At 70.7% G+C, this 24668-nt stretch carries 23 protein-coding genes; 14 read left to right on the forward strand and 9 right to left on the reverse strand.

From position 1 onward, the window contains the following. The first annotated feature begins 54 nt into the window (after positions 1–54). The 5 genes from ASG76_RS12830 to trxA all read left to right on the forward strand — a co-directional run bounded on the left by ASG76_RS12830 (position 55) and on the right by trxA (position 5005). Positions 55–1986, forward strand: a complete 1932-nt coding sequence (locus tag ASG76_RS12830) for a protein kinase family protein (RefSeq protein WP_235529614.1) — start codon at positions 55–57, stop codon at positions 1984–1986. Then, complete coding sequence (sigM, locus tag ASG76_RS12835) at positions 1983–2648, forward strand: RNA polymerase sigma factor SigM (protein WP_056603754.1); 666 nt, start codon at positions 1983–1985, stop codon at positions 2646–2648. Before ASG76_RS12830 ends, sigM begins: the two co-directional genes overlap by 4 nt. Positions 2649–2723: 75 nt before the next feature. Further along, positions 2724–3437 (forward strand): hypothetical protein, encoded by a 714-nt coding sequence (locus tag ASG76_RS12840; protein WP_056603757.1) that lies wholly within the window; start codon positions 2724–2726, stop codon positions 3435–3437. Positions 3438–3566: 129 nt separating this feature from the next. Beyond that, positions 3567–4580, forward strand: coding sequence for a thioredoxin-disulfide reductase (trxB, locus tag ASG76_RS12845; protein ID WP_056603760.1), 1014 nt, complete (start codon positions 3567–3569; stop codon positions 4578–4580). Positions 4581–4681: 101 nt separating this feature from the next. After that, complete coding sequence (trxA, locus tag ASG76_RS12850; protein ID WP_056603764.1) at positions 4682–5005, forward strand: thioredoxin; 324 nt, start codon at positions 4682–4684, stop codon at positions 5003–5005. A 17-nt stretch (positions 5006–5022) separates the two neighbouring features. On the opposite strand, the gene ASG76_RS12855 is transcribed toward trxA, so the two are convergent. Beyond that, positions 5023–5667 carry a GNAT family N-acetyltransferase gene (locus tag ASG76_RS12855; RefSeq protein ID WP_056604449.1) on the reverse strand — a complete coding sequence of 215 codons (645 nt, stop codon included), beginning with the start codon at positions 5665–5667 and terminating at the stop codon, positions 5023–5025. Positions 5668–5723: 56 nt separating this feature from the next. On the opposite strand from ASG76_RS12855, the gene ASG76_RS12860 reads away from it, so the two are divergent. Both ASG76_RS12860 and ASG76_RS12865 read left to right on the forward strand, forming a co-directional pair. After that, positions 5724–6938: a pyridoxal phosphate-dependent aminotransferase gene (locus ASG76_RS12860; protein WP_056603767.1), complete on the forward strand. Its 1215-nt coding sequence runs from the start codon at positions 5724–5726 to the stop codon at positions 6936–6938. 67 nt (positions 6939–7005) lie between these two features. After that, positions 7006–7785, forward strand: a complete 780-nt coding sequence (locus ASG76_RS12865; RefSeq protein WP_056603770.1) for a lysophospholipid acyltransferase family protein — start codon at positions 7006–7008, stop codon at positions 7783–7785. Positions 7786–7937: 152 nt separating this feature from the next. On the opposite strand, the gene ASG76_RS12870 is transcribed toward ASG76_RS12865, so the two are convergent. From ASG76_RS12870 to rpmH, 8 genes are all read right to left on the reverse strand, one after another. Then, positions 7938–8936 carry a ParB/RepB/Spo0J family partition protein gene (locus ASG76_RS12870; protein WP_056603773.1) on the reverse strand — a complete coding sequence of 333 codons (999 nt, stop codon included), beginning with the start codon at positions 8934–8936 and terminating at the stop codon, positions 7938–7940. Then, positions 8933–9724 (reverse strand): ParA family protein, encoded by a 792-nt coding sequence (locus ASG76_RS12875; protein WP_056603777.1) that lies wholly within the window; start codon positions 9722–9724, stop codon positions 8933–8935. Before ASG76_RS12875 ends, ASG76_RS12870 begins: the two co-directional genes overlap by 4 nt. A gap of 355 nt (positions 9725–10079) precedes the next feature. After that, the gene (rsmG, locus tag ASG76_RS12880) at positions 10080–10751 is read right to left on the reverse strand and encodes a 16S rRNA (guanine(527)-N(7))-methyltransferase RsmG (RefSeq protein ID WP_235529588.1); all 672 of its coding nucleotides are present in this window, start codon (positions 10749–10751) and stop codon (positions 10080–10082) included. A 53-nt stretch (positions 10752–10804) separates the two neighbouring features. After that, positions 10805–11356: a R3H domain-containing nucleic acid-binding protein gene (locus ASG76_RS12885; protein WP_082587491.1), complete on the reverse strand. Its 552-nt coding sequence runs from the start codon at positions 11354–11356 to the stop codon at positions 10805–10807. A 73-nt stretch (positions 11357–11429) separates the two neighbouring features. After that, positions 11430–12401, reverse strand: coding sequence for a membrane protein insertase YidC (gene yidC, locus ASG76_RS12890; RefSeq protein ID WP_082587492.1), 972 nt, complete (start codon positions 12399–12401; stop codon positions 11430–11432). After that, the gene (gene yidD, locus ASG76_RS12895) at positions 12402–12656 is read right to left on the reverse strand and encodes a membrane protein insertion efficiency factor YidD (RefSeq protein ID WP_056603786.1); all 255 of its coding nucleotides are present in this window, start codon (positions 12654–12656) and stop codon (positions 12402–12404) included. It abuts the gene before it with no gap. After that, positions 12653–13006, reverse strand: a complete 354-nt coding sequence (gene rnpA / locus ASG76_RS18825; RefSeq protein WP_082587493.1) for a ribonuclease P protein component — start codon at positions 13004–13006, stop codon at positions 12653–12655. Before rnpA ends, yidD begins: the two co-directional genes overlap by 4 nt. A 26-nt stretch (positions 13007–13032) precedes the next feature. Continuing rightward, complete coding sequence (gene rpmH, locus ASG76_RS12900; RefSeq protein ID WP_183079636.1) at positions 13033–13176, reverse strand: 50S ribosomal protein L34; 144 nt, start codon at positions 13174–13176, stop codon at positions 13033–13035. 479 nt (positions 13177–13655) lie between these two features. Here rpmH and dnaA point away from each other — a divergent pair, with 479 nt between their 5' ends. The 7 genes from dnaA (at position 13656) to gyrA (ending at position 24667) form a co-directional block, all read left to right on the forward strand. Then, positions 13656–15125 carry a chromosomal replication initiator protein DnaA gene (gene dnaA / locus ASG76_RS12905; RefSeq protein ID WP_056603789.1) on the forward strand — a complete coding sequence of 490 codons (1470 nt, stop codon included), beginning with the start codon at positions 13656–13658 and terminating at the stop codon, positions 15123–15125. Positions 15126–15526: 401 nt separating this feature from the next. Further along, positions 15527–16660 (forward strand): DNA polymerase III subunit beta, encoded by a 1134-nt coding sequence (dnaN, locus tag ASG76_RS12910; protein ID WP_056603792.1) that lies wholly within the window; start codon positions 15527–15529, stop codon positions 16658–16660. Further along, positions 16660–17676, forward strand: a complete 1017-nt coding sequence (gene gnd / locus ASG76_RS12915) for a phosphogluconate dehydrogenase (NAD(+)-dependent, decarboxylating) (RefSeq protein WP_268788367.1) — start codon at positions 16660–16662, stop codon at positions 17674–17676. The genes dnaN and gnd overlap by 1 nt, the downstream gene beginning before the upstream one ends. 6 nt (positions 17677–17682) lie before the next feature. Continuing rightward, on the forward strand, positions 17683–18837 hold the full coding sequence (recF, locus tag ASG76_RS12920; RefSeq protein WP_056603794.1) for a DNA replication/repair protein RecF: 1155 nt from the start codon (positions 17683–17685) through the stop codon (positions 18835–18837). Between the two features lie 49 nt (positions 18838–18886). After that, a complete protein-coding gene (locus tag ASG76_RS12925; protein ID WP_056603797.1) occupies positions 18887–19417 on the forward strand; it encodes a DUF721 domain-containing protein in 531 nt (176 codons plus the stop codon). Positions 19418–19694: 277 nt separating this feature from the next. Next, the gene (gene gyrB, locus ASG76_RS12930) at positions 19695–21845 is read left to right on the forward strand and encodes a DNA topoisomerase (ATP-hydrolyzing) subunit B (protein WP_082587495.1); all 2151 of its coding nucleotides are present in this window, start codon (positions 19695–19697) and stop codon (positions 21843–21845) included. A gap of 101 nt (positions 21846–21946) precedes the next feature. Then, positions 21947–24667 carry a DNA gyrase subunit A gene (gene gyrA / locus ASG76_RS12935; RefSeq protein WP_082587496.1) on the forward strand — a complete coding sequence of 907 codons (2721 nt, stop codon included), beginning with the start codon at positions 21947–21949 and terminating at the stop codon, positions 24665–24667. The last annotated feature ends 1 nt before the right edge of the window (position 24668 follow it).

The following is a 24668-nucleotide window of genomic DNA, read 5'->3' on the forward strand; positions in this document are numbered from 1 at the left end:
TAGAGTGGGCTGGGGACGAGGACCGCACGATCCGACGGTGGGAGCGAGGTGAGCATGCCGACATCGATGCAGGCCGGCGACGTCCTCGCCGGGCGCTACCGCCTCGACGACCTGCTCGCGGAGAGCGGCGGCGGGCGCTTCTGGCGCGCCCACGACCTCGTGCTGCACCGCCCCGTCTCCGTCCACCTGCTGCCCGGCGACGACGATCGCGCCGAGTCGCTCCTCGAGGCCGCACGACGCACCGGGCCCGTCATCAACCGACGCCTGCTGCGGGTGCTCGACGCCGAGGTGGCCGACGGCCGGTGCTACGTCGTCAACGAGTGGGGCCAGGGCGAGTCGCTCGACATCCTGCTCAGCCGTGAGGGGCCGCTGGCACCCCGGCGCGCGGCCTGGCTGGTCAGCGAGGTCGCCGACAGCCTGGCCGAGGCGCACGACGCCGGCCTCGCCCACGGGTGCCTGACCCCGGAGAACGTCCTCGTCGACCAGCACGGCCAGGTCCGCCTGATCGGCTTCGGTGTCGACGCCGCGCTGCGCGGCCTGCCGCCCGGTCGGGTCAACGTCGACGAGATCGACCTCGCCGGCCTGCTCTACTGCGCGCTCACCGGCAAGTGGGCCGGCATCTCGGAGTCCGCCGTGTCGCCGGCCCCGGAGGTGCACGGCGAGGTGCTGCGCCCGCGCCGGGTCCGGGCAGGCATCCCCCGGATGCTCGACGCGCTGTGCGACCAGGTGCTCAACCCCGAGCACGCCCCCGGCGCGGCCGGCACCGACTACACCGCACGCCGCGTCCGCGACCTGCTGCGCGACTACGTCGGCGACATGACCGGCACGCAGCCGGCCGTGCCGGTGATGCGGACGGTGCCGCACGACGACCCGTCCACCTCGACCGGGGCCGCCACCGATCCCGCGACCGCGGCACCTGCCGCCGACGCGCCGGTGGCCGGTCAGCCCGAGCCCGCGGTCGAGACGACGTTCGTGGCCGAGGAGCCGCCGGCGGTCGCCCCCGCCGCTCCGGCGCCCGCGCCCGACCTCCCCACCGAGGCCGGGATGCCGGTCTTCCACGACGACGACGAGGTCGACTGGCTGCGTGCGCGTGCCGAACGGCCTGCGCCGCCGCCGCCGCTCGACGACCCGACGCCCAAGCCGCTCTTCGCGCCCGACCCGCCGGAGGGCGAGCCCGTACGCCGTCCCCGCCCCGGCAGCCGCGCCGCCTCGACCGGGCAGGACTACTGGCCCTGGGACGTCTCGCAGGACTCCGGGCGCGACCCGGCTCGCGATGCCGGCGTACGACCGTCCGCGCGCGACACCGGCTCGTGGGGGTCCGGCGGGTGGACCGAGGACCGCTGGGGCACCGGGGAGGGCCTCGACGACACCGGCAGCCAGGTGCCCGGCCGCAGCTGGATCCGGCTGGCGATGATCGTGGCGATCTGCCTGCTCGTCGGCGTGGCGGCCGTCGCGGCCTACCAGCTCGGCCTCAAGCCGCCGACGTCCGGTTCCTCCGACGACGAGCCCAGCACGAGCGCCAGCCCCACCTCGGCAGCGCCGACTCCCCTCACCGGCCTCACCGCCGACGACTTCGACCCCCAGGGCTCCCCGCCGCGCGAGGAGAACCCCGACCAGGTCCCCAACGTCCTCGACGGCGACCCCGCCACCACGTGGACCACCTCGACCTACGTGCAGAACTTCGGGCCGGGCGGCCTCAAGTCCGGGGTGGGCCTCGTGGTCGACCTCGGCTCGACCCGGGCGGTGCGCCGGGTGGTCGTGACCACCGTCGGAGGAGCGACCTCGCTGGCGGCCTACGTCACCTCCGACGCCCCGACCGGCATCGCGGGCCTGACCCCGGTCGGCACGGCATCGGGCGACGGCGAGCTGGCGATCGACCTCGACGAGGCCGTCTCCGGGCGCTACGTCACCGTCTGGCTCACGCTCCTGCCGCCGGTCGACGGCGGCTTCCGCGGCACGGTCTCCGAGGTGCAGGTGCTCGGATGAGCACCCCGACGAGCGACCGCTCCGACCACGACCTGCTGCGCGCCCACGTCGAGGGCGACCCCGAGGCGTTCGGCGAGCTCTTCGCCCGCCACCGCGACCGGCTCTGGGCGGTCGCACTGCGGACGATGGGCAACCCCGAGGACGCGGCCGACGGCCTGCAGGACGGGATGGTCGCGGCCTTCCGGCGGGCCGGCTCGTTCCGCGGGGAGGCCGCCGTCACCACCTGGCTGCACCGCGTCGTCGTCAACGCCTGCCTCGACCGCATCCGAGCCTCGCGGATCCGCCGCCTCGACGCGCTCCCCGACGACGTCGAGGACCGCGGCACGCTGGTCGCCACCGCCGTCGCCGACGACCGCCCCGACGTCGCCGCCGAGGTCGCCGAGCGGCGCCGGCGCGTGCTGGCGGCGCTCGCCACCCTGCCCGCCGACCAGCGGGCAGCGCTCGTCCTCGTCGACATGGAGGGCTACCCCGTCGCCGAGGTGGCCGAGATGCTCGGCTGCGCCGAGGGGACGGTCAAGTCACGCTGCTCACGTGGCCGCACCCGGCTCGCGAGGCTGCTCGCCGACCTGCACCAGCCGGCCGGTGACCCGCCTCACGGGAACCCGCCCCCCGACGGGCCCGTCCTACCCACCGGGCGCCCGCGCGGCCCGCCGCCGTCCTGAGCCCTGCCCTGCCCCCGAACCCGAGCAGCCCCGAGCAACCCCGAACCGTGACCGGACCGAGAAGGAGGTGACCGCGTGCCCGACGCCCCGCTGACGCCCGAGCACGACGCCGTACGTCGCCTCCTCGCCGACGCACGGCACACCGGGCCCACCCCGCCCGAGGTCGTCGCCCGCCTCGACGAGGCACTGGCCACGCTGGTGGCCGAGCACGTGGTCGAGCACGGCGCGGGGACGCCTGCCTCCGAGGCAGCCGCCCGGGTCTCCCCGGGTGCCCGCCGGCGCCGCGTCGTCGGGATCGGCCTGCTGGCCGCGGCCGCCGTGGTGGTCGCAGGGGTGGGTGTGGGCCAGGTGCTCCCCCGCGGTGCCGACGACGGCGGCAGCGCGGACTCGGCCGGCGCCGGCGCCTCTGCGGCCGACAGCAGCGCCGGGAGCGACACCGGCCTCGAGCGGTCCGCCAAGGGCTCCACCGGGGCCGAGCCGGGCCCTGAGTCGCTGCGCACCTACTCCGCCCAGAGCGGCGGGCCGAGCCTCACCTCCGGCGACCCCGCGCTCGCCGAGCAGCTGGTGCAGCTGCGCTCGGACGGAGTGATGTTCCAGGGCGGAGACCCTGCCGCGGCCCTCTCGTGCGCCGGGCCGGCCGACGCCGGCGGTCGCCGCCTCACCGCGGAGGTGGACGGACGCCCCGGGCTGGTCGTCTTCCGCCGCCCCGCCGGGGACACCCAGCGCGTCGAGCTCTACACCTGCGACTCCCCCGACCCGGTGCGCACGCTCACCGTCCCCGCGCCCTGACCGCGCCTGACGCGCCGGTGGGGTCCGCGTCACCGCGGCTGCGGGAAGAACGCTGGCCTACGATCGGTTGAGACCGTCGTACGCCGCACTCGGCGACGCCACCCGATCCACAGGAGTCACTGACCGCTCATGAGCACCAGCACCGAGACGCGCAACGTCATCATCATCGGCTCGGGCCCCTCGGGCTACACCGCGGCCGTCTACGCCGCGCGGGCCGCGCTGGAGCCGCTGGTCTTCGAGGGCTCGGTGACCGCTGGTGGCGCGCTGATGAACACCACCGAGGTGGAGAACTTCCCCGGTTTCCGCGACGGCATCATGGGCCCGGCGCTGATGGACGAGATGCGCGCCCAGGCCGAGCGCTTCGGCGCCGAGCTGGTCTCCGACGACGTGGTCGAGGTCGACCTGACCGGCGACATCAAGGTCGTCAGGACCGCCACCGACACCTACACGGCGCGCTCGGTGATCCTCTCGACCGGCTCGGGCTACCGCAAGCTCGGCCTGCCCCGCGAGGACGAGCTGTCGGGGCGCGGCGTTTCGTGGTGCGCCACCTGCGACGGGTTCTTCTTCCGCGAGCAAGCGATCGCTGTCATCGGCGGTGGCGACTCCGCTGTGGAGGAGGCCACCTTCCTCACCCGCTTCGCCTCGAAGGTCTACCTGATCCACCGTCGCGACGAGCTGCGCGCCTCCAAGATCATGCAGGAGCGCGCCTTCGCCGACCCCAAGCTCGAGATGGTGTGGAACTCCGAGGTCGCCGCGATCAACGGCGCCGACAAGCTCGAGTCCATCGTCCTGCGCGACACCGTCACCGGTGAGGAGCGCCAGCTCGACGTGACCGGGCTCTTCATCGCCATCGGGCACGACCCGCGCTCGGAGCTGCTCACCGGCCAGGTCGACCTCGACGACGACGGCTACGTCCTCGTCGACCACCCGTCGACCGCCACCAACCTGCCCGGCGTCTTCGCAGCCGGCGACCTGGTCGACCACCACTACCGCCAGGCCATCACCGCGGCCGGCACCGGCTGCGCCGCCGCGCTCGACGCCGAGCGCTTCATCGCCGCCCTCGACCACGAGGCGTCCACCGCGGGCGAGGCGGCCGCGACCGTCGAGGCCATCGCCGAAGAGGTGCAGACCGCGGGCGCCTGAGCGCGGCCGAGCCGCGCGCCGACGGGAACATCCGTCGGTGGCGTGGTGTTCACCTACCATCCCGCACGACAACCGCAGACCCTGCTGAAAGGGGCACTTCCGTGGCCAACATCGCCGCCGTGACCGACGCCGAGTTCGAGGCGCAGGTCCTCAAGTCCGACAAGCCCGTCCTGGTGGACTTCTGGGCGGAGTGGTGCGGTCCGTGCCGCCAGGTCGCCCCGATCCTCGACGAGCTCAACGCCGAGCACGGTGAGAAGCTCACGTTCCTCAAGATGAACGTCGACGAGAACCCCGTCACCCCCTCGTCCTACCGGGTGACCGGCATCCCGACGATCAACGTCTACCAGGGCGGCGAGGTCGTGAAGTCCATCGTGGGTGCCAAGCCCAAGGCTGCACTCCTCAAGGAGCTCGAGGGCATCATCTGAGTCCCTCGCTCCATCTGCTAGTCGCCGGAGGCGGCCCGCACCGATCCGATCGGGCGGGTCGCCTTCTGCGTGGGGCGCACGGCACCCCACATCCGCTCCAGCGCCAGCTCGACCTCGTCCTTCCAGCTCAGCGCGGTGCGCAGCTCCATCCGCATCCGTGGTGTCGTGGGGTGCGCCCGCTGGGTCTTGAAGCCCACGCTGCCGAGGAACTCCGAGGGCAGCACGCAGCCCTCGGCCCGCCCGCGCGTGTCGCCGTAGGCCTCGATCGCGGTGTGCCCGCGCTCCACGAGGTCGGCCGCCATCGCCTGCACGAGCAGGCGGCCGAGTCCGCCGCCACGCATCGTGGGATCGATCCAGGCGGTGGCCGCGACGATCGCGTCGGGCGTGGACGGGGCGGTGGGCAGGCTCGCCGCACCGGGGAGGAAGGCTGCCGGCGCGTAGACGATGTGACCCGCGGTGCGCCCGTCCAGGCGTACGACGCGCCCGCAGGAGCCCCACTCGCGCAGCACCTCCGAGAGCCAGCGCTCCTTCTCCGCGACCCGCTCGGACGCGTCGAGCCGCGACCGATCGACCGGGCTGAGCTCCCAGAACAGGCACGAGCGCACCGGGTCGGCCAGCTCGGCGAGGTGGTCGACCGTCAGGCGCGTGGTCTTGCGGGACACGACGTCCATGCTACGACCGCGCCCGTGCCGTGGGCGCGAGGCTGAGAGGATGGGGCGTGCGCCCGATCCGACAGAGCAAGAAGCTGCAAGGTGTCCGCTACGACGTGCGCGGACCGATCCTCGTCGAGGCCCAGCGGCTCGAGGCCGAGGGCCACCGCATCCTCAAGCTCAACATCGGCAACACCGCACCCTTCGGCTTCGAGGCGCCCGAGCAGATCGTCGCCGACATGGTGCACCACCTGCCGCAGTCACAGGGCTACGCCGACAGCCAGGGCATCTGGTCGGCGCGCACCGCGGTCATGCACTACTACCAGTCGCACGGACTGCGCGACGTCGGCGTCGAGGACATCTTCATCGGCAACGGCGTCTCCGAGCTGATCTCGATGGTGCTCCAGGCCTTCGTCGACGACGGCAACGAGATCCTCGTGCCCTCGCCCGACTACCCGCTGTGGACCGGTGCCGTCACGCTGGCCGGCGGCATCCCCGTGCACTACCGGTGCGACGAGGACGACGACTGGAACCCCGACCTGGCCGACATCGAGGCCAAGATCACCGAGAACACCCACGCGCTGGTGATCATCAACCCCAACAACCCCACCGGGGCGGTCTACAGCGAGGAGGTCGTGAAGGGGCTCGTCGACATCGCGCGCCGCCACCAGCTGGTGGTCATGGCCGACGAGATCTACGAGAAGATCCTCTTCGAGGACGCCCAGCACCACCACGCCGCGACCTTCGGCGGCAACGACGTGCTGACGCTGACGTTCTCAGGGCTCTCCAAGGCCTACCGGGTCTGCGGCTACCGCGCCGGCTGGGTGATGATCTCGGGGCCGAAGGAGATCGCGACCGACTTCCTCGAGGGTCTCACCCTCATCGCCAACATGCGCATGTGCGCCAACGTCCCGGCCCAGCACGCCATCCAGACCGCGCTGGGCGGCTACCAGTCCGTGGAGGAGCTCATCGGCCCCGGCGGGCGCTTCTACGAGCAGTCGATGCTCGCCCACCGGCTGCTCAACGAGATCCCGGGCGTCTCCAACGTCAAGCCCCGCGGTGCCCTCTACTGCTTCCCGCGGCTCGACCCCGAGGTCTACGCGATCGACGACGACCAGGAGTTCGTCATCGACCTGCTGCGCGCCAAGAAGCTCCTCGTCACCCACGGCACCGGCTTCAACTGGCCCACGCCCGACCACTTCCGGCTCGTGACCCTCCCCGAGGCGAGCGTGCTCGAGGAGGCCATCGGGCGCATCGCGGACTTCCTTGCCACGCGCCGCTGACCGGGGCCCGTGAGTCCCCGGACACGTTGGCTCGCCGCCGCTTGCCCGGTTCCCTAGGCTTCGGCCCATGCGCGACGTGACCTACCCCCCGATCATCGTGACGGCCAAGACCGCGTTCCGCGCGCTGGGCCAGCGCTTCCAGATGACGGGCACGGACAACGTGCCACGTGAGGGCGGCGTGCTCCTGGCCTACAACCACATCGGCTACGTCGACTTCATCTACGGCGGGTTCGCGGCCAACCCGTCAGGGCGCCTGGTGCGCTTCATGGCCAAGCGCGAGCTGTTCGACCACAAGTGGGTGGGGCCGCTGATGCGCTCGCTGCACCACATCGAGGTCGACCGCGGCGAGGGCGTCGCGAGCTTCCACACCGCCGTCGACTTCCTGCGCCAGGGGGAGGCCGTGGGCATCTTCCCCGAGGCGACGATCTCGCGCGCGATGGAGCTCAAGGAGTTCAAGACCGGGGCCGTACGCATCGCCGCGGAGGCCGGCGTGCCGCTCGTCCCGGTCATCCTGTGGGGCACCCAGCGGATGATGACCAAGGACCACCCGCGCGACTTCTCCCGGGGCAAGACCATCACCATCCGCGTCGGCGAGGCGATGCACCCCACCGGCGAGGACCCGGTCGCCGAGACCGCCGAGCTGCACGCCCGCATGTCGCGGATGCTCGACGAGGCGATCGCGTCCTACCCCGTCGAGGAGCAGCCGCCCGGCTCGTGGTGGCTCCCCGCCTCGCACGGCGGCAGTGCCCCCACGCTCCAGGAGGCGGCCGTCCTCGACGCCGAGGAGAAGCGTGAGCGGGCCCGCAAGCGTGCCGAGAAGCGGGCCAAGCGACAAGGCAACAAATAGATCTGTCGACAGGTCACTTTGTCGATCTGTCGCTTTGTCGACATATTGCCGCCTCGTGATCCCCGGCTGGCCGGGGATCGCTGAACTTGTCGGCCCATGCAAGGCCTGACATCTTCAGGAAGTCCCTGACAAGCCCTGCCGCCAGGTCCGACTCAGACAGGTCGGTCGTTGCGGTTGCGCGGGTCCATGATGTCGACGATGCGGCGCAGGTCGTCCAGGCTGGCGAACTCGACGGTGATCTTCCCCTTCGCCTTGCCCAGGTCGACCTTCACCCGAGTCTCGAGACGGTCGGAGAGCCGGTCGGCGAGCTCGGCGAGGCCGGGCGCGACGGGCTTGCGCCGTACGACCCGTGGGGAGTCGTCGTCCTCGACACCGACGGAGACGATCTCCTCCAGGCCGCGCACCGAGATGCCCTCGGCCGTGACGCGGGAGGCGAGCTTGTCCTGGAGGCCGGCGTCCTCGACGCTGAGCAGCGCCCGCGCATGGCCGGCCGACAGCACGCCCGCAGCCACCCGACGCTGGACCGCAGGGGAGAGGCGGAGCAGGCGGAGCGTGTTGGAGATCTGGGGTCGCGAACGGCCGATGCGCTGCGCGAGCTCCTCGTGGGTGCACCCGAAGTCCTCGAGCAGCTGGCCGTAGGCGGCCGCCTCCTCGAGCGGGTTCAGCTGGGACCGGTGGAGGTTCTCCAGGAGCGCGTCACGCAGCATGTCGTCGTCATCGGTCTCCCGGACGATGGCCGGGATCGTGTCACGTCCGGCCTCCTGCGAGGCGCGCCACCGCCGCTCACCCATGATCAGCTCGTAGGAGTCCTCACCGGTGCGGCGTACGACGACGGGCTGCAGCAGCCCCACCTCGGTGATCGAGTGCACCAGCTCGGCCAGCGCCTCGGCCTCGAAGACCTGGCGCGGCTGACGGGCGTTGGGGCGGACCTGGCTGATCGGCAGCTCGGCGAAGTAGGCACCGGCCACGGTCCCGCCCGCCACGGCACCGTTCGTGGTGCTCGCACCGCCCTCAGCGGACGTGGGCGCGGTGCCGTTCGCGCCGCTGGTCGGCGCCGCACCCTCGGCCCGGGTCTCCGGCTGGCTCGGAGCAGTGGGGATCAGCGAGCCGAGGCCACGGCCCAGGCCCCGACGCGGGGTGTTCGTGCTCATGCGGGTGCTCCCTTGCCGGCGATCTCCCGGGCTGCCTCGAGGTAGGACAGCGCTCCTGCCGACGCAGGATCGTAGGTCATCACGGTCTGGCCGTAGGACGGCGCCTCCGAGACGCGCACCGAGCGCGGGACGGCGGTCTTCAGCACCTGGTCACCGAAGTGGCTGCGGACCTCGTCCGCGACGCCTGCGGCGAGGCGGGTGCGGGCGTCGTACATGGTGAGCAGGATGGTGGAGACCACGAGCTGGGGGTTCAGGTGCTTGCGCACCATCTCGACGGTCTCGAGGAGCTGGCCCAGGCCCTCGAGCGCGTAGTACTCCGCCTGGATCGGGATGAACATCTCCCGCCCGGCCACCAGCGCGTTCAGGGTGAGCAGGCCCAGGGACGGCGGGCAGTCGACGAAGACGTAGTCGAACCGGTCGTCGCCCACGTCGGCGGCGCTGCCCACCAGGGGATGGGCGTTGATCGCACGAGCGAGGCGCTGCTCGCGTGCCACCACGCTGACCAGCTCGATCTCGGCACCCGCGAGGTCGATCGTCGCTGGGACGGCCCACAGGTCCGGCAGGTCGGCGCACTGGGTCATCACGTCTGCGAGCGGCTCACCGTCCACGAGCATGTCGTACGTCGACGGCACACCGCGATGGTGCTCCACGCCGAGCGCGGTCGAGGCGTTGCCCTGCGGGTCGAGGTCGATGACGAGGACCTTCTGGCCGAGCTGGGCGAGCCCAGCAGCGACGTTGACGGTCGAGGTGGTCTTGCCCACGCCGCCCTTCTGGTTGGCCACGACCATGACCCGGGTCGCGTCGGGTCGTGGCGCACCCTGGCGGCGCAGACCACCGGACCGGGCCAGCACCGAGTGCTGGGCCGCCTGCGCCAGCGGTGTGCCGGGATCGACGAAGTCGTTGTCCTGGCGGGCGATGTCACCAGCGGTGCGGACCTGCCAGGAGGGCCGTGTTTCACGTGAAACAGAGGTGGCGGACGTTTCACGTGAAACAGCCCCGGTATCACCAGCCTGTGGATGAAACCCCGCATCCTGTGGAGAACCCCGCTCAGCAGGCGCGGCAGCATCGGTGGATAACCTTTGGACACCACGGCGGGTGTCGTCGGTGAGCTCCTCAGGACCCTCGTTCACCTCAGGACACCTCTCACTTCGTCGAACGACGCGAGCGCGATGAGCGCCGCTTCCTGGAATCGGGGGCAAGGGGCCAACCTATCTGGGATGGATCGGCCCACGACACCCGGACTGCTGTGGTCGGTGGAGAAACGATCCCCACGCCGAGCTCCAGCACCTCCGGGGTCGCACAGCGCCACCAGCCAAGGAGTGATCCCGCTCCGGCGATCTCCTCGGTCGCCGACTGGCCCTTCATCGCGACCATCGCCCCGGTGGGCGCCACCAGGGGCATCGACCACCCGAGCAGCCGCTCCAGAGGGGCGACGGCACGTGAGGTCACGACGTCGAAGGTCTCGACGCCGTGCAGGTCCTCGGCGCGACCGCGTCGGACGGTGACATGGGTCAGGCCGAGCTCGTCGACCACCTCGGACAGGAAGGTCGTACGTCGCAGGAGCGGCTCCACCAGCGTGATCCGCACGTCCGGACGCGCGATGGCCAGCACGAGGCCCGGCAGCCCGGCTCCCGTGCCGATGTCGCACACGGAGGCGTCCGCAGGCACGGCCTCGGCGAGAACCGCCGAGTTCAGGATGTGCCGGTCCCACAGCCGCGGAGCCTCGCGCGGGCCGATGAGGCCGCGCACCACACCCTCGGTCGCGAGCAGCTCGGTGTAGCGCACCGCAAGCGGCAGGCGCTCGGACGTGAACACCCTCCGTGCCAGCGGCGGCACAGAGGGTGCTGTTTCACGTGAAACGTCGTCGCTCACGCGGGAAGGATCACCACGTGGCGCTTGGGCTCCGCGCCGTCGGACTCCGAGGTGAGGCCCGCGGCGGCGACAGCGTCGTGCACGACCTTGCGCTCGAAGGCACTCATCGGCTCGAGGGACAGCGACTCGCCCGACTCCTTGACCTGGGCGATCGACTTCTCAGCGAGCGCCACCAAGCGGGTCCGCTGCTCGGCACGGTGGCCGCCCACGTCGAGCATCAGCCGCGAACGCTCGCCGGTCTCGCGGAAGACCGCGAGCCGGGTCAGCTCCTGCAGCGCCTCCAACACCTCGCCGTTGCGGCCCACGAGCAGGCTCAGGTCGGCGCCGCCGATCTGGACGCTCGCCCGATCGCCCTCGACGTCCATGTCGAGGTCGCCGTCGAGGTCAGCGATGTCGAGCAGCTCCTCGAGGTAGTCCGCCGCGATGTCGCCCTCGTGCTCGAGCCGCTCGACCTTCGAGGGGCGAGCGGCGCCGGTCTCGCCGGCGTCGTCGGCCCCGGCCGCGGCCTCGGTCGCGGCGTCGGCCTGTGCGGCCTCGTCGTTCGTCATCTGCTCACTCACGTGTGTCTCCTGCTTCTTTCGGGGTGCGAGAGCCCCCTGGGCCCCGCAGAAAATCGTGGGGTCAGCGCTTCTTCTTCTTGTTGGTGCGCTGGTTGTTCGTGCGCTGGGCCTTGGTCTGGCGCTGCGGCTGCTGACGCGGAGCCTTCGGCTCCTCGACGAGGGTCACCTGCTCGGCCGCTGCCTGGGTCGCCGGCACCTTGCCGTTGGCCCGGTCCCGCTCCTCCTTCGCCTTGAAGGCGGGCGTGCCCGGCGCGGGGTTGTTGCGGATGACATAGAACTGCTGGCACATCGTCCAGAGGTTCGACACGGTCCAGTAGACGAGCACACCGATCGGGAACGCGATGCCACCGACGGCGAACACGACGGGGAGCACGTAGAGGAGCAGCTTCTGCTGCTGGGCGTAGGGGCCGCTGAGCGCGTCGGTCGGCATGTTCTTGCTCATCAGCTGGCGCTGGGTGAGGAACGTGGTGGCGGTCATGCCCACCACCAGCACTGCGGCCAGCACCATGACCTCGGTGACCCCGCCGTTCTTCAGGAACGTGCCGGACACGGGGATCACGTCGAGGATCTTCGAGTCGCCGAACTGCTTGGCCAGCGTCTCGTCGAGGAAGCCGTGCGCCTTGTCCTTCTTCGACGCCTGGTCGAGCATCCGGAACAGGGCGAGGAAGATCGGCATCTGCAGCAGGATCGGCAGGCAGGACGCGAACGGGTTGGTCCCGGTGTCCTTGTAGAGCTTCATCGTCTCCTGCGCGAGACGCTCCCGGTCGTGGCCGTACTTCTTCTGCAGCTCGCGCACCTTGGGCTGGATGAGCTGCATGTTGCGGCTGGACTTGATCTGCTTGACGAACAGCGGGATCAGCGCCGCGCGGATCGTCAGCGTCAGACCGATGATCGACAGCACCCACGTGAGACCGCCCGCGGGGTCCATCCCGAGGCTGGACAGCCCCTTGTGGAAGCCGACCAGCACGAAGGACACCGCGTAGTAGAGCGGCACCATGATCGCGTGGCCGATGTCGCCGATGAAGGAGAGCACTCAAGCTCCTCGTGTTGAGGGTGACTCCGCAGCCGGGGTGGCGCGGGGCGGGACGGGGTCGTAGCCTCCGGCGGCCCACGGGTGGCAGCGGCCGATGCGGCGTACGGAGAGCCAGGTGCCGCGACCGGCCCCGTGGACGGTGACCGCCTCGAGGGCGTACGCCGAGCAGCTGGGGTGGTAGCGGCAGACCTGGCCGTAGAGCGGGCTGATCGCGAAGCGCCACGCGCGGATGAAGCCGACGAGGAGGTGCTTCATGCGCTGCTCACCCTGCTGAGGCTACGGCCCAGGTCGGCACCGAGCGCGTCGTAGGACGCCTCGGCAGCCGGCGGCAGAGCGCGGACCACGAGAGCAGCACGACCCGGAAGCCCTTCCAGTGAAGGAAGGAGCTCCCGGGTCAGGTGGCGCAGTCGTCTCTTCACGCGGTTGCGTGTGGCGGCGTTGCCCACGGCCTTGCTGACCGTGAACCCCACCTGCACGGGGCCGGGCGCTGCGTCGCGGTCCACCCAGAGGTGGACCACCATGGTCGAGCAGCCGGCGCGCCGTCCGCGACGTACGGTGTGACGGAAGGCGTCACTGTCGCTGAGACGGTGGGCAGCGGGGAGCACGGCGGGTGGCCGTGAGCCGCAGGCCGTCAGACTGCCAGGCTCTTGCGGCCCTTGCGGCGACGGCTGGACAGGATCGAGCGACCGGCGCGGGTCCGCATGCGCAGACGGAAGCCGTGCACCTTGTGACGGCGACGGTTGTTCGGCTGGTAGGTACGCTTGCTCACGGCTATTTCTCCGAAGGTTTCGAGGGATGTCCACTCCACAGCGATGATCGGTGCTGGCCCGGATGACATTCGGCCGGCACCGCCCACCCACGTGGCCGCCATGAGGCGGAACGTGGACATGCGGCGCCCGTCGACACGGAGCGACCGGCCAACGGTACGCGGTGGGGAAAGAGGGGGTCAAACCCACGACGTCGCCCCGCGGGCCGGCCTGTGGATGACGTCTTGCTCGCGGGGTCACCGGGTTGTTACGTTCCCTGTCTCCGAGGGTGCTCGCCACCCCGGTCCCCACAGGGTCGCACACCGCGTGTGACCCGGGTCACACAGGTTGTCAAACAGGGCCTGACCTGCGGAAACGCTGACAGGATCACGATGGCGACGACGTCGGGGAGCCTGGACCCGCAGCTCGGTCCAAGCAGTTCACAGCTTGTGGACAACTCTGTGGACCAAGGTTCGCCGGGTGCTCGCACACGAGCCTTCAGACAACGGTGAGAAGCAAAGGCGGTCCGGTGGACGACCAGCAGGTAGATCTCGGGACGGCGTGGCAGCAGATCGTCGAGGACCTCCAGCCCAACCAGCGCGCCTGGCTGCGCCCGAGCGTGCCGGTGACGCTGCACGAGAACACCGCGATCATCGCGGTGCCCAACGACTTCACCCGCAACCAGCTCGAGGGCCGGCTGCGCAACCACATCGAGGACGCCCTCACCGAGGGCTTCGGCCGCGAGATCCGGATGCTGGTCACGGTGAACCCCGCCCTCGAGGACGCGCCCACCAACCACGTCGACGAATCGATAGATCGATCTGTCTCTTTGTCGACAAATGACGCGCAGTACGACGCGCCGTACGACCCGGCACCGGTTGCGCCGGCCGAGCACCTCGAGCCCACGACCGGATCCGCGGAGCGCCGGCCGTCCGCGCTCGAGACGCGGCTCAACCCGAAGTACACCTTCGAGACCTTCGTCATCGGCTCGTCCAACCGCTTCCCCCACGCCGCCGCGGTGGCGGTGGCCGAGGCGCCGGGCAAGGCGTACAACCCGCTGCTGGTCTACGGCGAGTCCGGCCTGGGCAAGACGCACCTGCTCCACGCGATCGGCCACTACGTGCGCAGCCTCTACAGCAACGCCAAGGTGCGCTACGTCTCGTCGGAGGAGTTCACCAACGAGTTCATCAACGCGATCCGCGACGACCGCCAGGACCGCTTCAAGCGGCGCTACCGCGACGTCGACGTGCTGCTGATCGACGACATCCAGTTCCTCGAGGGCAAGACGCAGACGCAGGAGGAGTTCTTCCACACGTTCAACACCCTCCACAACGCCAACAAGCAGATCGTGCTGACCTCCGACCGCGCTCCCAAGCGGCTCGAGGCGCTCGAGGACCGCCTGCGCAACCGGTTCGAGTGGGGCCTGATCACCGACGTGCAGCCGCCCGACCTCGAGACCCGCATCGCGATCCTGCGCAAGAAGGCCGCGATGGACCGGCTCACCGCGCCGCCGGACGTGCTGGAGTTCATCGCCTCGAAGATCCAGACCAACATCCGCGAGCTCGAGGGCGCGCTGATCCGGGTCACGGCCTTCGCCAACCTCAACCGCCAGGAGGTCGACATGACCCTGGCCGAGATCGTCCTCAAGGACCTGATCCCCGAGGGCGGCGAGCCCGAGATCACCCACGCGTTGATCATCGCCCAGACGGCCGCCTACTTCGGGGTCTCGCTCGAGGACCTCACCGGACCGTCGCGCGGGCGCCACCTCGTGATGGCCCGCCAGATCGGGATGTACCTGTGCCGCGAGCTGACCAGCATGTCGCTGCCCCAGATCGGCCGCGAGTTCGGCGGACGCGACCACACGACCGTGATGTACGCCGACCGCAAGATCCGCCAGCTGCTCGCCGAGCGCCGTGCGGTCTTCAACCAGGTCAGCGAGCTCACCAACCGGGTCAAGATGCAGGCCCGCCAGGCCTGAGGCGGCACGCCGCGGTCGGAGACCTCCATGTGTGGAGAAGTTGTGGTTCGGCTCCGGCGCTTCGTCCCCAGCCCTGTGGACGTACGGGACGAACCACACGAATCCCGCGCCGCGTCCACACGTGGACGCGAGTTCACCGGGGCCTGTCCCCACCCCTCGTCCACATGCTCAGGGGCACCTGACCAGCACGAACGCGAGTTGTCCACAGTTTCCACGGACCCTATGACTCCTATGAACCCCTAGACATCTCCCCTCTCCCACCAACGACGAACACGCGCTCCTCTGGGGAGAACCCCTGACGCAGGCGCCACTGCGCGTGACAGGATGCTCTTCCCACGCGCCGCGCTCGTGGCACTCGAACCTGTCATCACCCCGCTCGATCTCTCATCCAGGAGACCCTTGTGAAGTTCCGCGTCGAACGCGACGTCTTCGCCGACGCCGTTGCCTGGGCTGCCCGCAGCCTCCCGGTCCGCCCCAGCTCGCCCGTCCTGGCGGGCCTGCTGATCGAGGCCAGCGACGCCGGGCTGGTGCTGTCCACCTTCGACTACGAGACCTCCGCCCGCGCGACCCTCTCGGCCGAGGTCAACGACGAGGGTCGCGCCCTCGTGAGCGGTCGGCTCCTCGCCGACATCTGCCGCAGCCTGCCGGCGAAGCCGGTCGAGCTCACCCTCGAGGGCCCGCGTGTCTCGCTGACGTGCGGATCGGCACGCTTCAGCCTCCAGACGATGCCCGTCTCCGACTACCCCACGCTGCCCGAGATGCCGTCGGCCACCGGCACGGTCTCCAGCGCCGACTTCGCGCATGCGGTGGCGCAGGCCGTGACCGCGGCCGGTCGCGACGACATGCTCCCGGTGCTCACCGGCGTACGGATCGAGATCGACGGCTCCACGATGGCGCTCCTGGCCACCGACCGCTTCCGCCTCTCGCACCGCGAGCTCACCTGGAACCCGCAGTCGCCCGACGAGTCGGTCGCGGCGCTCGTGCCGGCCAAGGTGCTCGGCGACACCGCGAAGTCGCTCACCTCGGGCGCCGAGGTGACGATCGCGCTGAGCTCCGGAGGTGCCGGCGAGGGCCTGATCGGCTTCGAGGGCACCGGCCTGGGCGGCGTACGCCGCACCACCACCCGCCTGCTCGACGGCGAGTTCCCCAAGGTCCGCTCGCTCTTCCCGGCCGAGCACCTCACCGTCGCCAAGGTCAACAAGGCCGAGCTGATCGAGACCGTCAAGCGCGTCGCGCTGGTCGCCGAGCGCAACACCGCGGTGCAGATGAAGTTCGGCGAGCACCAGATCGTGCTCGACGCCGGCTCCGGTGACGAGGCCATGGCGACCGAGGCGGTCGACGCCGACATCACCGGCGACGAGCTGACCACCGGCTTCAACCCGCAGTTCCTGCTCGACGGCCTCACCGCCATCGACGGGGAGTTCGTCGACCTCGCGTTCACGCAGGCGACCAAGCCGGTCGTCATCTCCGGCACCGACGCCGACGACACCGGGTCCTTCCGCTACCTGCTGATGCCGCGCCGCCTGCTGAGCTGATCCCGTCGGCTCCGCAGGGACCGGGGACTAGGCTCACCGCCATGGACATCGGACTCATCGGCCTGGGCAAGATGGGCGGCAACATGCGCGAGCGCATGCGCCGCGCGGGACTCACGGTCGTCGGCTACGACCGCAACCCCGACGTGAGCGACGTCGACTCGCTCGAGGCGCTCGTGGAGGCACTCCCCAGCCCGAAGGTCGTGTGGGTGATGGTGCCGGCAGGTGACGCCACCCGCGCCACGGTCAAGGAGCTCGGTGAGCTGCTGGGCGAGGGCGACGTGGTGGTCGACGGCGGCAACTCCCGCTGGACCGACGACATCGCCAACGCCGAGCTGCTCGCCGAGAAGAAGATCGGTTACGTCGACTGTGGCGTCTCCGGCGGTGTCTGGGGCCTGGAGAACGGCTACGCCCTGATGTACGGCGGCGAGGCCGACGACATCGCCAAGGTCCAGGACGCCTTCGACGCCCTCAAGCCCGAGGGCGACTTCGGCTCGGTCCACGCGGGCAAGGTCGGTGCCGGGCACTTCTCCAAGATGGTCCACAACGGCATCGAGTACGCCATCATGCAGGCCTACGCCGAGGGCTGGGAGCTGCTCGAGAAGGCCGAGCTCACCGACAACGTCACCGAGGTCTTCCGCTCCTGGCGCGAGGGCACGGTCATCCGCTCGTGGCTGCTCGACCTCATGGTCAACGCGCTCGACGCCGACCCCGGCCTCAGCCAGGTCGCGGGCTATGCCGAGGACTCCGGCGAGGGCCGGTGGACCGTGGAGGCCGGCATCGAGAACGCCGTCGCCACCCCCGCGATCACCGCGGCCCTCTACGCGCGCTTCGTCTCGCGCCAGGACGACTCCCCGACCATGAAGGCCGTCGCCGCGATGCGCAACCAGTTCGGCGGCCACGCCGTGCGGGCCACGGCCCCCAAGGGCGGCGACGCCGAGGGCGCGACCGGCGCCGAGCAGTCGCAGACGTCGGAGCGGGCCGGTGCCGGCAGCGGCCAGGAGCCGGGCGAGAGCTAGGTCCCTGTGCACGTCGCCCACCTGACCCTGCACGACTTCCGCTCCTACGCCGACGTCGACGTCGCGCTGGAGCCCGGGGCGACCGCCTTCATCGGGCGCAACGGCCAGGGCAAGACCAACCTCGTCGAGGCCATCGACTACCTGTCCCGGCTCTCCTCGCACCGCGTCGCGACCGACGCCCCGCTCGTGCGCGCGGGTGCCGACCAGGCGATCGTGCGGGCGTCGGTGGTCAAGGAGGGGCGTACGGCCCTGCTAGAGGTCGAGCTCAACCCCGGGCGCGCCAACCGCGCGCGCATCAACCGCTCGCCCCTGCCGCGCCCGCGCGAGATCATCGGCCTGGTCCGCACGGTGGTCTTCGCCCCTGACGACCTGACCCTGGTCAAGGGCGACCCGTCGGAGCGCCGCAAGATGCTCGACGACCTGCTGGTGCTGCGCGCGCCGCGGCTCGCCGGGGTGCGCACCGACTACGACCGGATCCTCAAGCAGCGCAACAGCCTGCTCAAGACCGCCGGCATCGCCCGCGGCTCCTCGCGCGACGCCGCCATGGCGACCCTCGAGATCTGGGACGACAACCTGGCGCGGGTCGGCGCGGAGCTGCTCGCCGCCCGGCTGCGCCTGGTCGAGGACCTGCGCCCCTACCTCGGCAAGGCCTACGAGGCGGTGGCCCGCGGGGCCAGCCGTGACGACGCCGACCTCGACTACCGCGCCAGCATCGAGGTGCCGCCCGCCGCGACGCAGGAGTCGCTGCAGCAGGCGCTCCTCGACGCCGTCGCGTCGCGGCGCAAGGAGGAGCTCGACCGCGGTGTCTCGCTGGTGGGCCCGCACCGCGACGACCTGCTCCTCACGCTCGGCACGGGGTCGGGCCCCGACGACCTGCGGCTGCCGGTCAAGGGCTACGCCTCCCACGGGGAGTCGTGGTCCTACGCCCTGGCGCTGCGGCTCGCGTCGTACGACCTGCTGCGCGCCGACGGCGACGACCCGATCCTGGTGCTCGACGACGTCTTCGCCGAGCTCGACGCCGAGCGCCGCGGCCAGCTCGCCCAGCTGGTGGCGGGTGCCGAGCAGGTGCTCGTGACCGCAGCCGTCGCGGCCGACGTCCCGGCCTCGCTGCAGGGGGTGCGCTTCGTCGTGGCCGACGGGCAGGTGACCCGTGACGACTGACGGCGACGACGGACGTCATGAGGATCGCGGGTCCGCACCCGCCGATCCCATGACGCCCGAGGACGCACCCGAGGTTCCCGAGCACCGGCCCGACGGCCTCGACCTCGCCCGTGCCGCCGCCCGGGCCGCGGCCGCGAGCCCCGGAACGCCGCAGGCCCGACGGAAGTCGGCGCCCTTCCGGCGGCGTACGACCACCCAGTCCTCCGGTGCCCGGCCCGACGACCGCGACCCCCAGCTGCTCGACCAGGCGCTCGGCCGGCTCGTCGCCAACCACGGCTGGGAGCTCGACCTCAAGGTGCAGGGCGTGTTCGGGCGCTGGGCCGAGCTGGTCGGCTCCGAGGTGGCCGACCACTGCACGCCCGAGTCGTTCGGCGACGGCCGGCTGGTGGTGCGCACCGACTCCACCGCGTGGGCCACGCAGCTCAAGCTGCTCGCCCCCTCGGTCGTACGCCGCCTCAACACCGAGCTCGGCCACGGCACCGTCACGGTGATCGAGGTGCTCGGCCCCCACCTGCCGACGTGGAAGAAGGGCCGGCTCTCCAGCCGCGACGGTCGCGGCCCCCGCGACACCTACGGCTGAGCCGCCCGGGCGAGCTGACGACCGAACTGGCGATCTGCGGGCCTCCCGGCGGTAGGGGGACCCACCGACCCCCCTGCAAGGCGCTGTGAACGGGCCCCATGAGGCCCCTGAGGGCCTATTTTTCCACCGATCACCCCCCTCTGGGCCGTCGGTGCTTCGGTGGAGGCCGTCAGAGAGGTAGTATCGACGTACGAGTCGCACGCGTGCCTGCCGTGGCATCTGCAGCGACTCGACTCATGTCGAACGCCCTCGCGGGCGACGAGAAGAAGGCTGTGCCTTGAGCGAAGACCACGTCGAGACCACCACCGATCCGACCACCGCCTCGCCCCCCGCACCGCCCGCCGCTCCCGCCGAGGAGAAGCGCTCCATCTCCGCGGTCGACACCTCGGTGGAGTACGACGCCTCCGCGATCCAGGTCCTCGAGGGCCTCGAGGCCGTGCGCAAGCGCCCCGGCATGTACATCGGCTCCACCGGTGAGCGCGGCCTGCACCACCTGATCTGGGAGATCGTGGACAACGGCGTCGACGAGGCGCTCGCCGGCTACGCGACCCGCATCGTGCTGACGTTGCAGGCCGACGGCGGCGTGCGGGTCGAGGACAACGGTCGTGGCATCCCCACCGACACCGCCCCCGGCCAGGACATGCCGGCGCTCACGATGGCGCTGACGATGCTCCACGCGGGCGGCAAGTTCGGCGGTGGGGGCTACAAGGTCTCCGGCGGCCTGCACGGCGTCGGCGTCTCGGTGGTCAACGCGCTCTCCTCGCGCCTCGTCGCCGAGGTGAAGAACCGCGGCCACCTGTGGCGCCAGTCCTTCCAGCTCGGTGTCCCGGACGCCGACCTCGCTCAGGTGCGCGCGCTCGAGCCCGGCGAGGGCACCGGCACCACCGTGACCTGGTATGCCTCCGACGACATCTTCGAGCACACCACCTACAGCCTCGAGACGATCACCTCGCGCCTGCGCGAGATGGCCTTCCTCAACAAGGGCGTCGAGTTCGTCGTGCGCGACGAGCGGGCCGACGCGGAGTCGCGCGTCGACGCCGTCCAGGACGACACGATCGACAACGACGTCGACAACGCCGGCCACGACGCGATCAAGCGCGCCGAGTCCGGCGGCCTCGAGCAGGTCTTCAAGTACGACCGCGGCCTGGTCGACTACGTCGAGCACCTCAACCGCCGCAAGACCGTGGCCAACCCGACCGTGATCTCCTTCGAGGCCGAGACCGCCGAGGGGGCGTCGGGGCAGCACATGAGCCTCGAGGTCGCGATGCAGTGGAACACCACCTACACCGAGTCGGTCCACACCTTCGCCAACAACATCAACACCCACGAGGGCGGCACCCACGAGGAGGGCTTCCGCGCCTCGCTCACCTCGCTGGTCAACAGCTGGGGCGAGGAGTGGGGCCTGATCAAGAAGAAGGAGGACCGGGTCTCGGGTGACGACATCCGCGAGGGCCTGACCGCCATCATCTCGATCAAGCTCGGCGAGCCGCAGTTCGAGGGCCAGACCAAGACCAAGCTCGGCAACACCGAGGCCAAGGGCTTCACCCAGCGCATCATGAACGACCAGCTCGGCGCCTGGCTCGAGCAGAACCCGGCCGAGGGCAAGGAGATCGTGCGCAAGTCGCAGGCCGCGGCCAACGCGCGCATCGCCGCCCGCAAGGCGCGCGAGCTCGCGCGCGGGCGCAAGGGGCTGCTCGGCGGTGGTGGTCTCCCGGGCAAGCTGAGCGACTGCCAGTCGACGAACCCGGAGGAGTGCGAGGTCTTCATCGTCGAGGGCGACTCGGCCGGCGGCTCCGCGCGCCAGGGCCGCGACCCCCGCATCCAGGCGATCCTCCCGATCCGCGGCAAGATCCTCAACGTCGAGAAGGCCCGCATCGACAAGGTGCTCGCCAACTCCGAGGTGCAGGCCATCATCTCCGCGCTCGGCACCGGCATCCACGAGGAGTTCAACCTCGAGAAGCTGCGCTACCACAAGGTCGTGATGATGGCCGACGCCGATGTCGACGGCCACCACATCAACACCCTGCTGCTGACCCTGCTCTTCCGGTTCATGAAGCCGCTGATCGAGCACGGCTACGTCTACATGGCCCAGCCGCCGCTCTACCGCCTGCGGTGGAACAAGCCGGCCGAGCACGAGTTCGTCTACTCCGACGCCGAGCGCGACGCGCTGCTCGCCGACGGCCAGGCCCAGGGCAAGAAGCTGCCCAAGGAGAACCCGGTCCAGCGCTACAAGGGTCTCGGTGAGATGAACGCCGACGAGCTGTGGGAGACCACGATGGACCCCGACGCCCGCCTGATGAAGCAGGTGACGCTCGAGGACGCCGCCCAGGCCGACGAGATCTTCTCGATCCTCATGGGTGAGGACGTCGAGCAGCGCCGCTCCTTCATCCAGCGCAACGCCAAGGACGTCCGGTTCCTGGACATCTAGCCCTCGGTGGTCGAGGAGGGCGTCCGCGCCCGTCACGAGACCCGATGCAGATGTATCCCGGAATCTAGACACAGTCTTAGACACGACAAGAGGGCACCAGAATGACTGAGATCCCCACCGACAACGCCGGCGGCGGCGACGGCTTCGGATTCGGCGACGAGCGCATCCAGCCGATCGAGCTGCAGACGCTGATGCAGCAGTCCTACATCGACTACGCGATGACCGTCATCGTCGGCCGCGCGCTGCCCGACGTACGCGACGGGCTGAAGCCGGTGCACCGCCGCATCCTCTACGCGATGTACGACGGCGGCTACCGCCCCGACCGCGGGTTCTCCAAATGCTCGCGCGTCGTCGGTGACGTGATGGGTCAGTACCACCCGCACGGTGACACCGCGATCTACGACACCATGGTCCGCCTCGCGCAGCCGTGGGTGCTGCGCGCGCCGCTGATCAACGGGCAGGGCAACTTCGGCTCGCCGGGCAACGACTCCGCCGCCGCCATGCGGTACACCGAGTGCCGCATGGCGCCGCTGGCGATGGAGATGGTGCGCGACATCGACGAGGACACCGTCGACTTCCGCCCCAACTACGACGGTCGCTCGCAGGAGCCGACCATCCTGCCCTCCCGCTTCCCCAACCTGCTGGTCAACGGCTCGGCGGGCATCGCGGTCGGCATGGCGACCAACATCCCCCCGCACAACCTCCGCGAGGTCTCCGAGGCCGCGACGTGGGCGCTCGAGCACCCCGACGCCACCAAGGAGGAGCTGCAGGACGCGATCATCGAGCGGGTCAAGGGCCCCGACTTCCCCAACGGCGCGCTCATCGTGGGCCGCCAGGGCATCGAGCAGGCCTACCGCACCGGTCGCGGCTCGATCTCGCAGCGCGCCGTCGTCGAGATCGACGAGGACGCCAAGGGCCGCACGATGCTGGTCATCAGCGAGCTGCCCTACATGGTCAACCCCGACAACCTCGCGCTCAAGATCGCCGAGCTCGCCGACACCGGCCGCATCCAGGGCATCGCCGACGTGCGCGACGACACCAGCTCGCGCACCGGCCAGCGCCTGGTGATCATCCTCAAGCGCGACGCCGTCGCGCGCGTGGTGCTCAACAACCTGTTCAAGCACACCGAGCTGCAGACCAACTTCTCGGCCAACATGCTGGCCCTGGTCGACGGCGTGCCGCGCACGCTGCCCATCGACCAGTTCATCTCCAACTGGGTCACCCACCAGATCGAGGTCATCCAGCGGCGTACGCGCTTCCGCCTCGCTGAGGCCGAGCGCCAGGCCCACATCTACCGCGGTCTCGCCAAGGCGCTCGACGCGCTCGACGAGGTCATCGCCCTCATCCGGCGCAGCCCCGACGTCGAGGAGGCCCGCAGCGGCCTCATCGCGCTGCTCGACATCGACGAGGTCCAGGCCAACGCCATCCTCGAGATGCAGCTGCGCCGCCTCGCGGCCCTCGAGCGGCAGAAGATCATGGACCGCCTCGCCGAGCTCGAGCGCGTGATCGCCGACCTCGAGGACATCCTGGCCAACGAGCCCCGCCAGCGGCAGATCGTGGCCGACGAGCTGCGCGAGATCACCGACAAGTACGGCAACGACCGGCGCACGCAGATCATCGCCGCCGACGGCGACCTGTCGATGGAGGACCTGATCCCCGACGAGGACCTCGTCGTCTCCATCACCCGCGGCGGCTACGCCAAGCGCACCCGCGCCGATCAGTACCGCCTGCAGAAGCGTGGCGGCAAGGGCGTGCGTGGCGCCACGCTGCGTGGTGACGACGTGGTCCAGCACTTCATCGCGACCACCAACCACCACTGGCTGCTGTTCTTCACCACCGCGGGCCGGGTCTACCGCACCAAGGCCTACAACCTCCCCGAGGCCGCACGCGACGCCAAGGGCGGCCACGTCGCCGGCCTGCTGTCGTTCCAGCCCGACGAGGACATCGCGCAGGTGCTCGCGATCCGCGACTACGAGCAGGCCCCCTACCTCGTGCTCGCCACGCGCACCGGCCTGGTGAAGAAGACCAAGCTGGGTGACTACAACAGCCCACGCCAGGCCGGCGTCATCGCGATCAACTTCCGCGAGGACGACGACGAGCTCATCGGCGCCGAGCTGGTCAACGGCGACGACGACATCCTGCTCGTCTCCCGCAAGGGCCAGTCGATCCGCTTCAAGGCCGACGACGAGCAGCTGCGCCCGATGGGTCGCGCCACCGGGGGCGTGCGCGGGATGAAGTTCCGCGACGGCGACTCGTTGCTGTCGATGTCGGTCATCCGCGCCGCGCAGGTCGCGGCCGAGGAGGCCGTCGAGGGCGACGCGGCGGAGTCCGACGAGGTCAAGGAGCAGTACGTCTTCACCATCACCGACGGCGGCTTCGCCAAGCGCAGCCGGATCACCGACTACCGCCTCCAGTCCCGCGGCGGCATCGGCATCAAGGCGATGTCGCTGGCCAACGAGGACCGCGGCGGTCTCGTGGGCGCCTTCATCGTCGAGGAGGACGACGAGGTGCTCTCGATCACCAGCGGCGGCCAGGTCGTGCGCAGCCCCATCGACGAGAACTTCCGGCCCACCGGTCGCTCGACCATGGGCGTGAAGTTCGTGACGCCCAAGTCGGGCGACACGGTCGCGGTGGTGGCCCGCTCGGTGGAGGCCAAGATCGTCGAGGAGGCGGCCCCCGCGACCGCCGACGAGGCGGGCGACGAATCGCCCGCCGCGGTCGACGGTGCAACAATCGAGGACCAGGACGCTTCCGAGGCGCCCGCCGGATCGCCGGCCACCGAGGCCGAGTCGACCTCCCCCGACGCTGACACCGAGGAGTGAT

Origin of the sequence: Nocardioides sp. Soil774 (assembly GCF_001428125.1) — a bacterium.
GTDB lineage: Bacteria > Actinomycetota > Actinomycetes > Propionibacteriales > Nocardioidaceae > Nocardioides.

Bases quoted from the DNA above. Each gene is read 5' to 3' on its own strand.
- trxB (WP_056603760.1), top strand. From the start codon at position 3,567: ATGAGCACCAGCACCGAGACGCGCAACGTCATCATCATCGGCTCGGGC.
- yidD (WP_056603786.1), bottom strand. From the start codon at position 12,656: ATGAAGCACCTCCTCGTCGGCTTCATCCGCGCGTGGCGCTTCGCGATC.
- ASG76_RS12830 (WP_235529614.1), top strand. From the start codon at position 55: ATGCCGACATCGATGCAGGCCGGCGACGTCCTCGCCGGGCGCTACCGC.
- sigM (WP_056603754.1), top strand. From the start codon at position 1,983: ATGAGCACCCCGACGAGCGACCGCTCCGACCACGACCTGCTGCGCGCC.
- ASG76_RS12875 (WP_056603777.1), bottom strand. From the start codon at position 9,724: ATGGTCGTGGCCAACCAGAAGGGCGGCGTGGGCAAGACCACCTCGACC.
- ASG76_RS12925 (WP_056603797.1), top strand. From the start codon at position 18,887: ATGACGCCCGAGGACGCACCCGAGGTTCCCGAGCACCGGCCCGACGGC.
- ASG76_RS12865 (WP_056603770.1), top strand. From the start codon at position 7,006: ATGCGCGACGTGACCTACCCCCCGATCATCGTGACGGCCAAGACCGCG.
- ASG76_RS12870 (WP_056603773.1), bottom strand. From the start codon at position 8,936: ATGAGCACGAACACCCCGCGTCGGGGCCTGGGCCGTGGCCTCGGCTCG.
- gyrA (WP_082587496.1), top strand. From the start codon at position 21,947: ATGACTGAGATCCCCACCGACAACGCCGGCGGCGGCGACGGCTTCGGA.
- ASG76_RS12885 (WP_082587491.1), bottom strand. From the start codon at position 11,356: ATGACGAACGACGAGGCCGCACAGGCCGACGCCGCGACCGAGGCCGCG.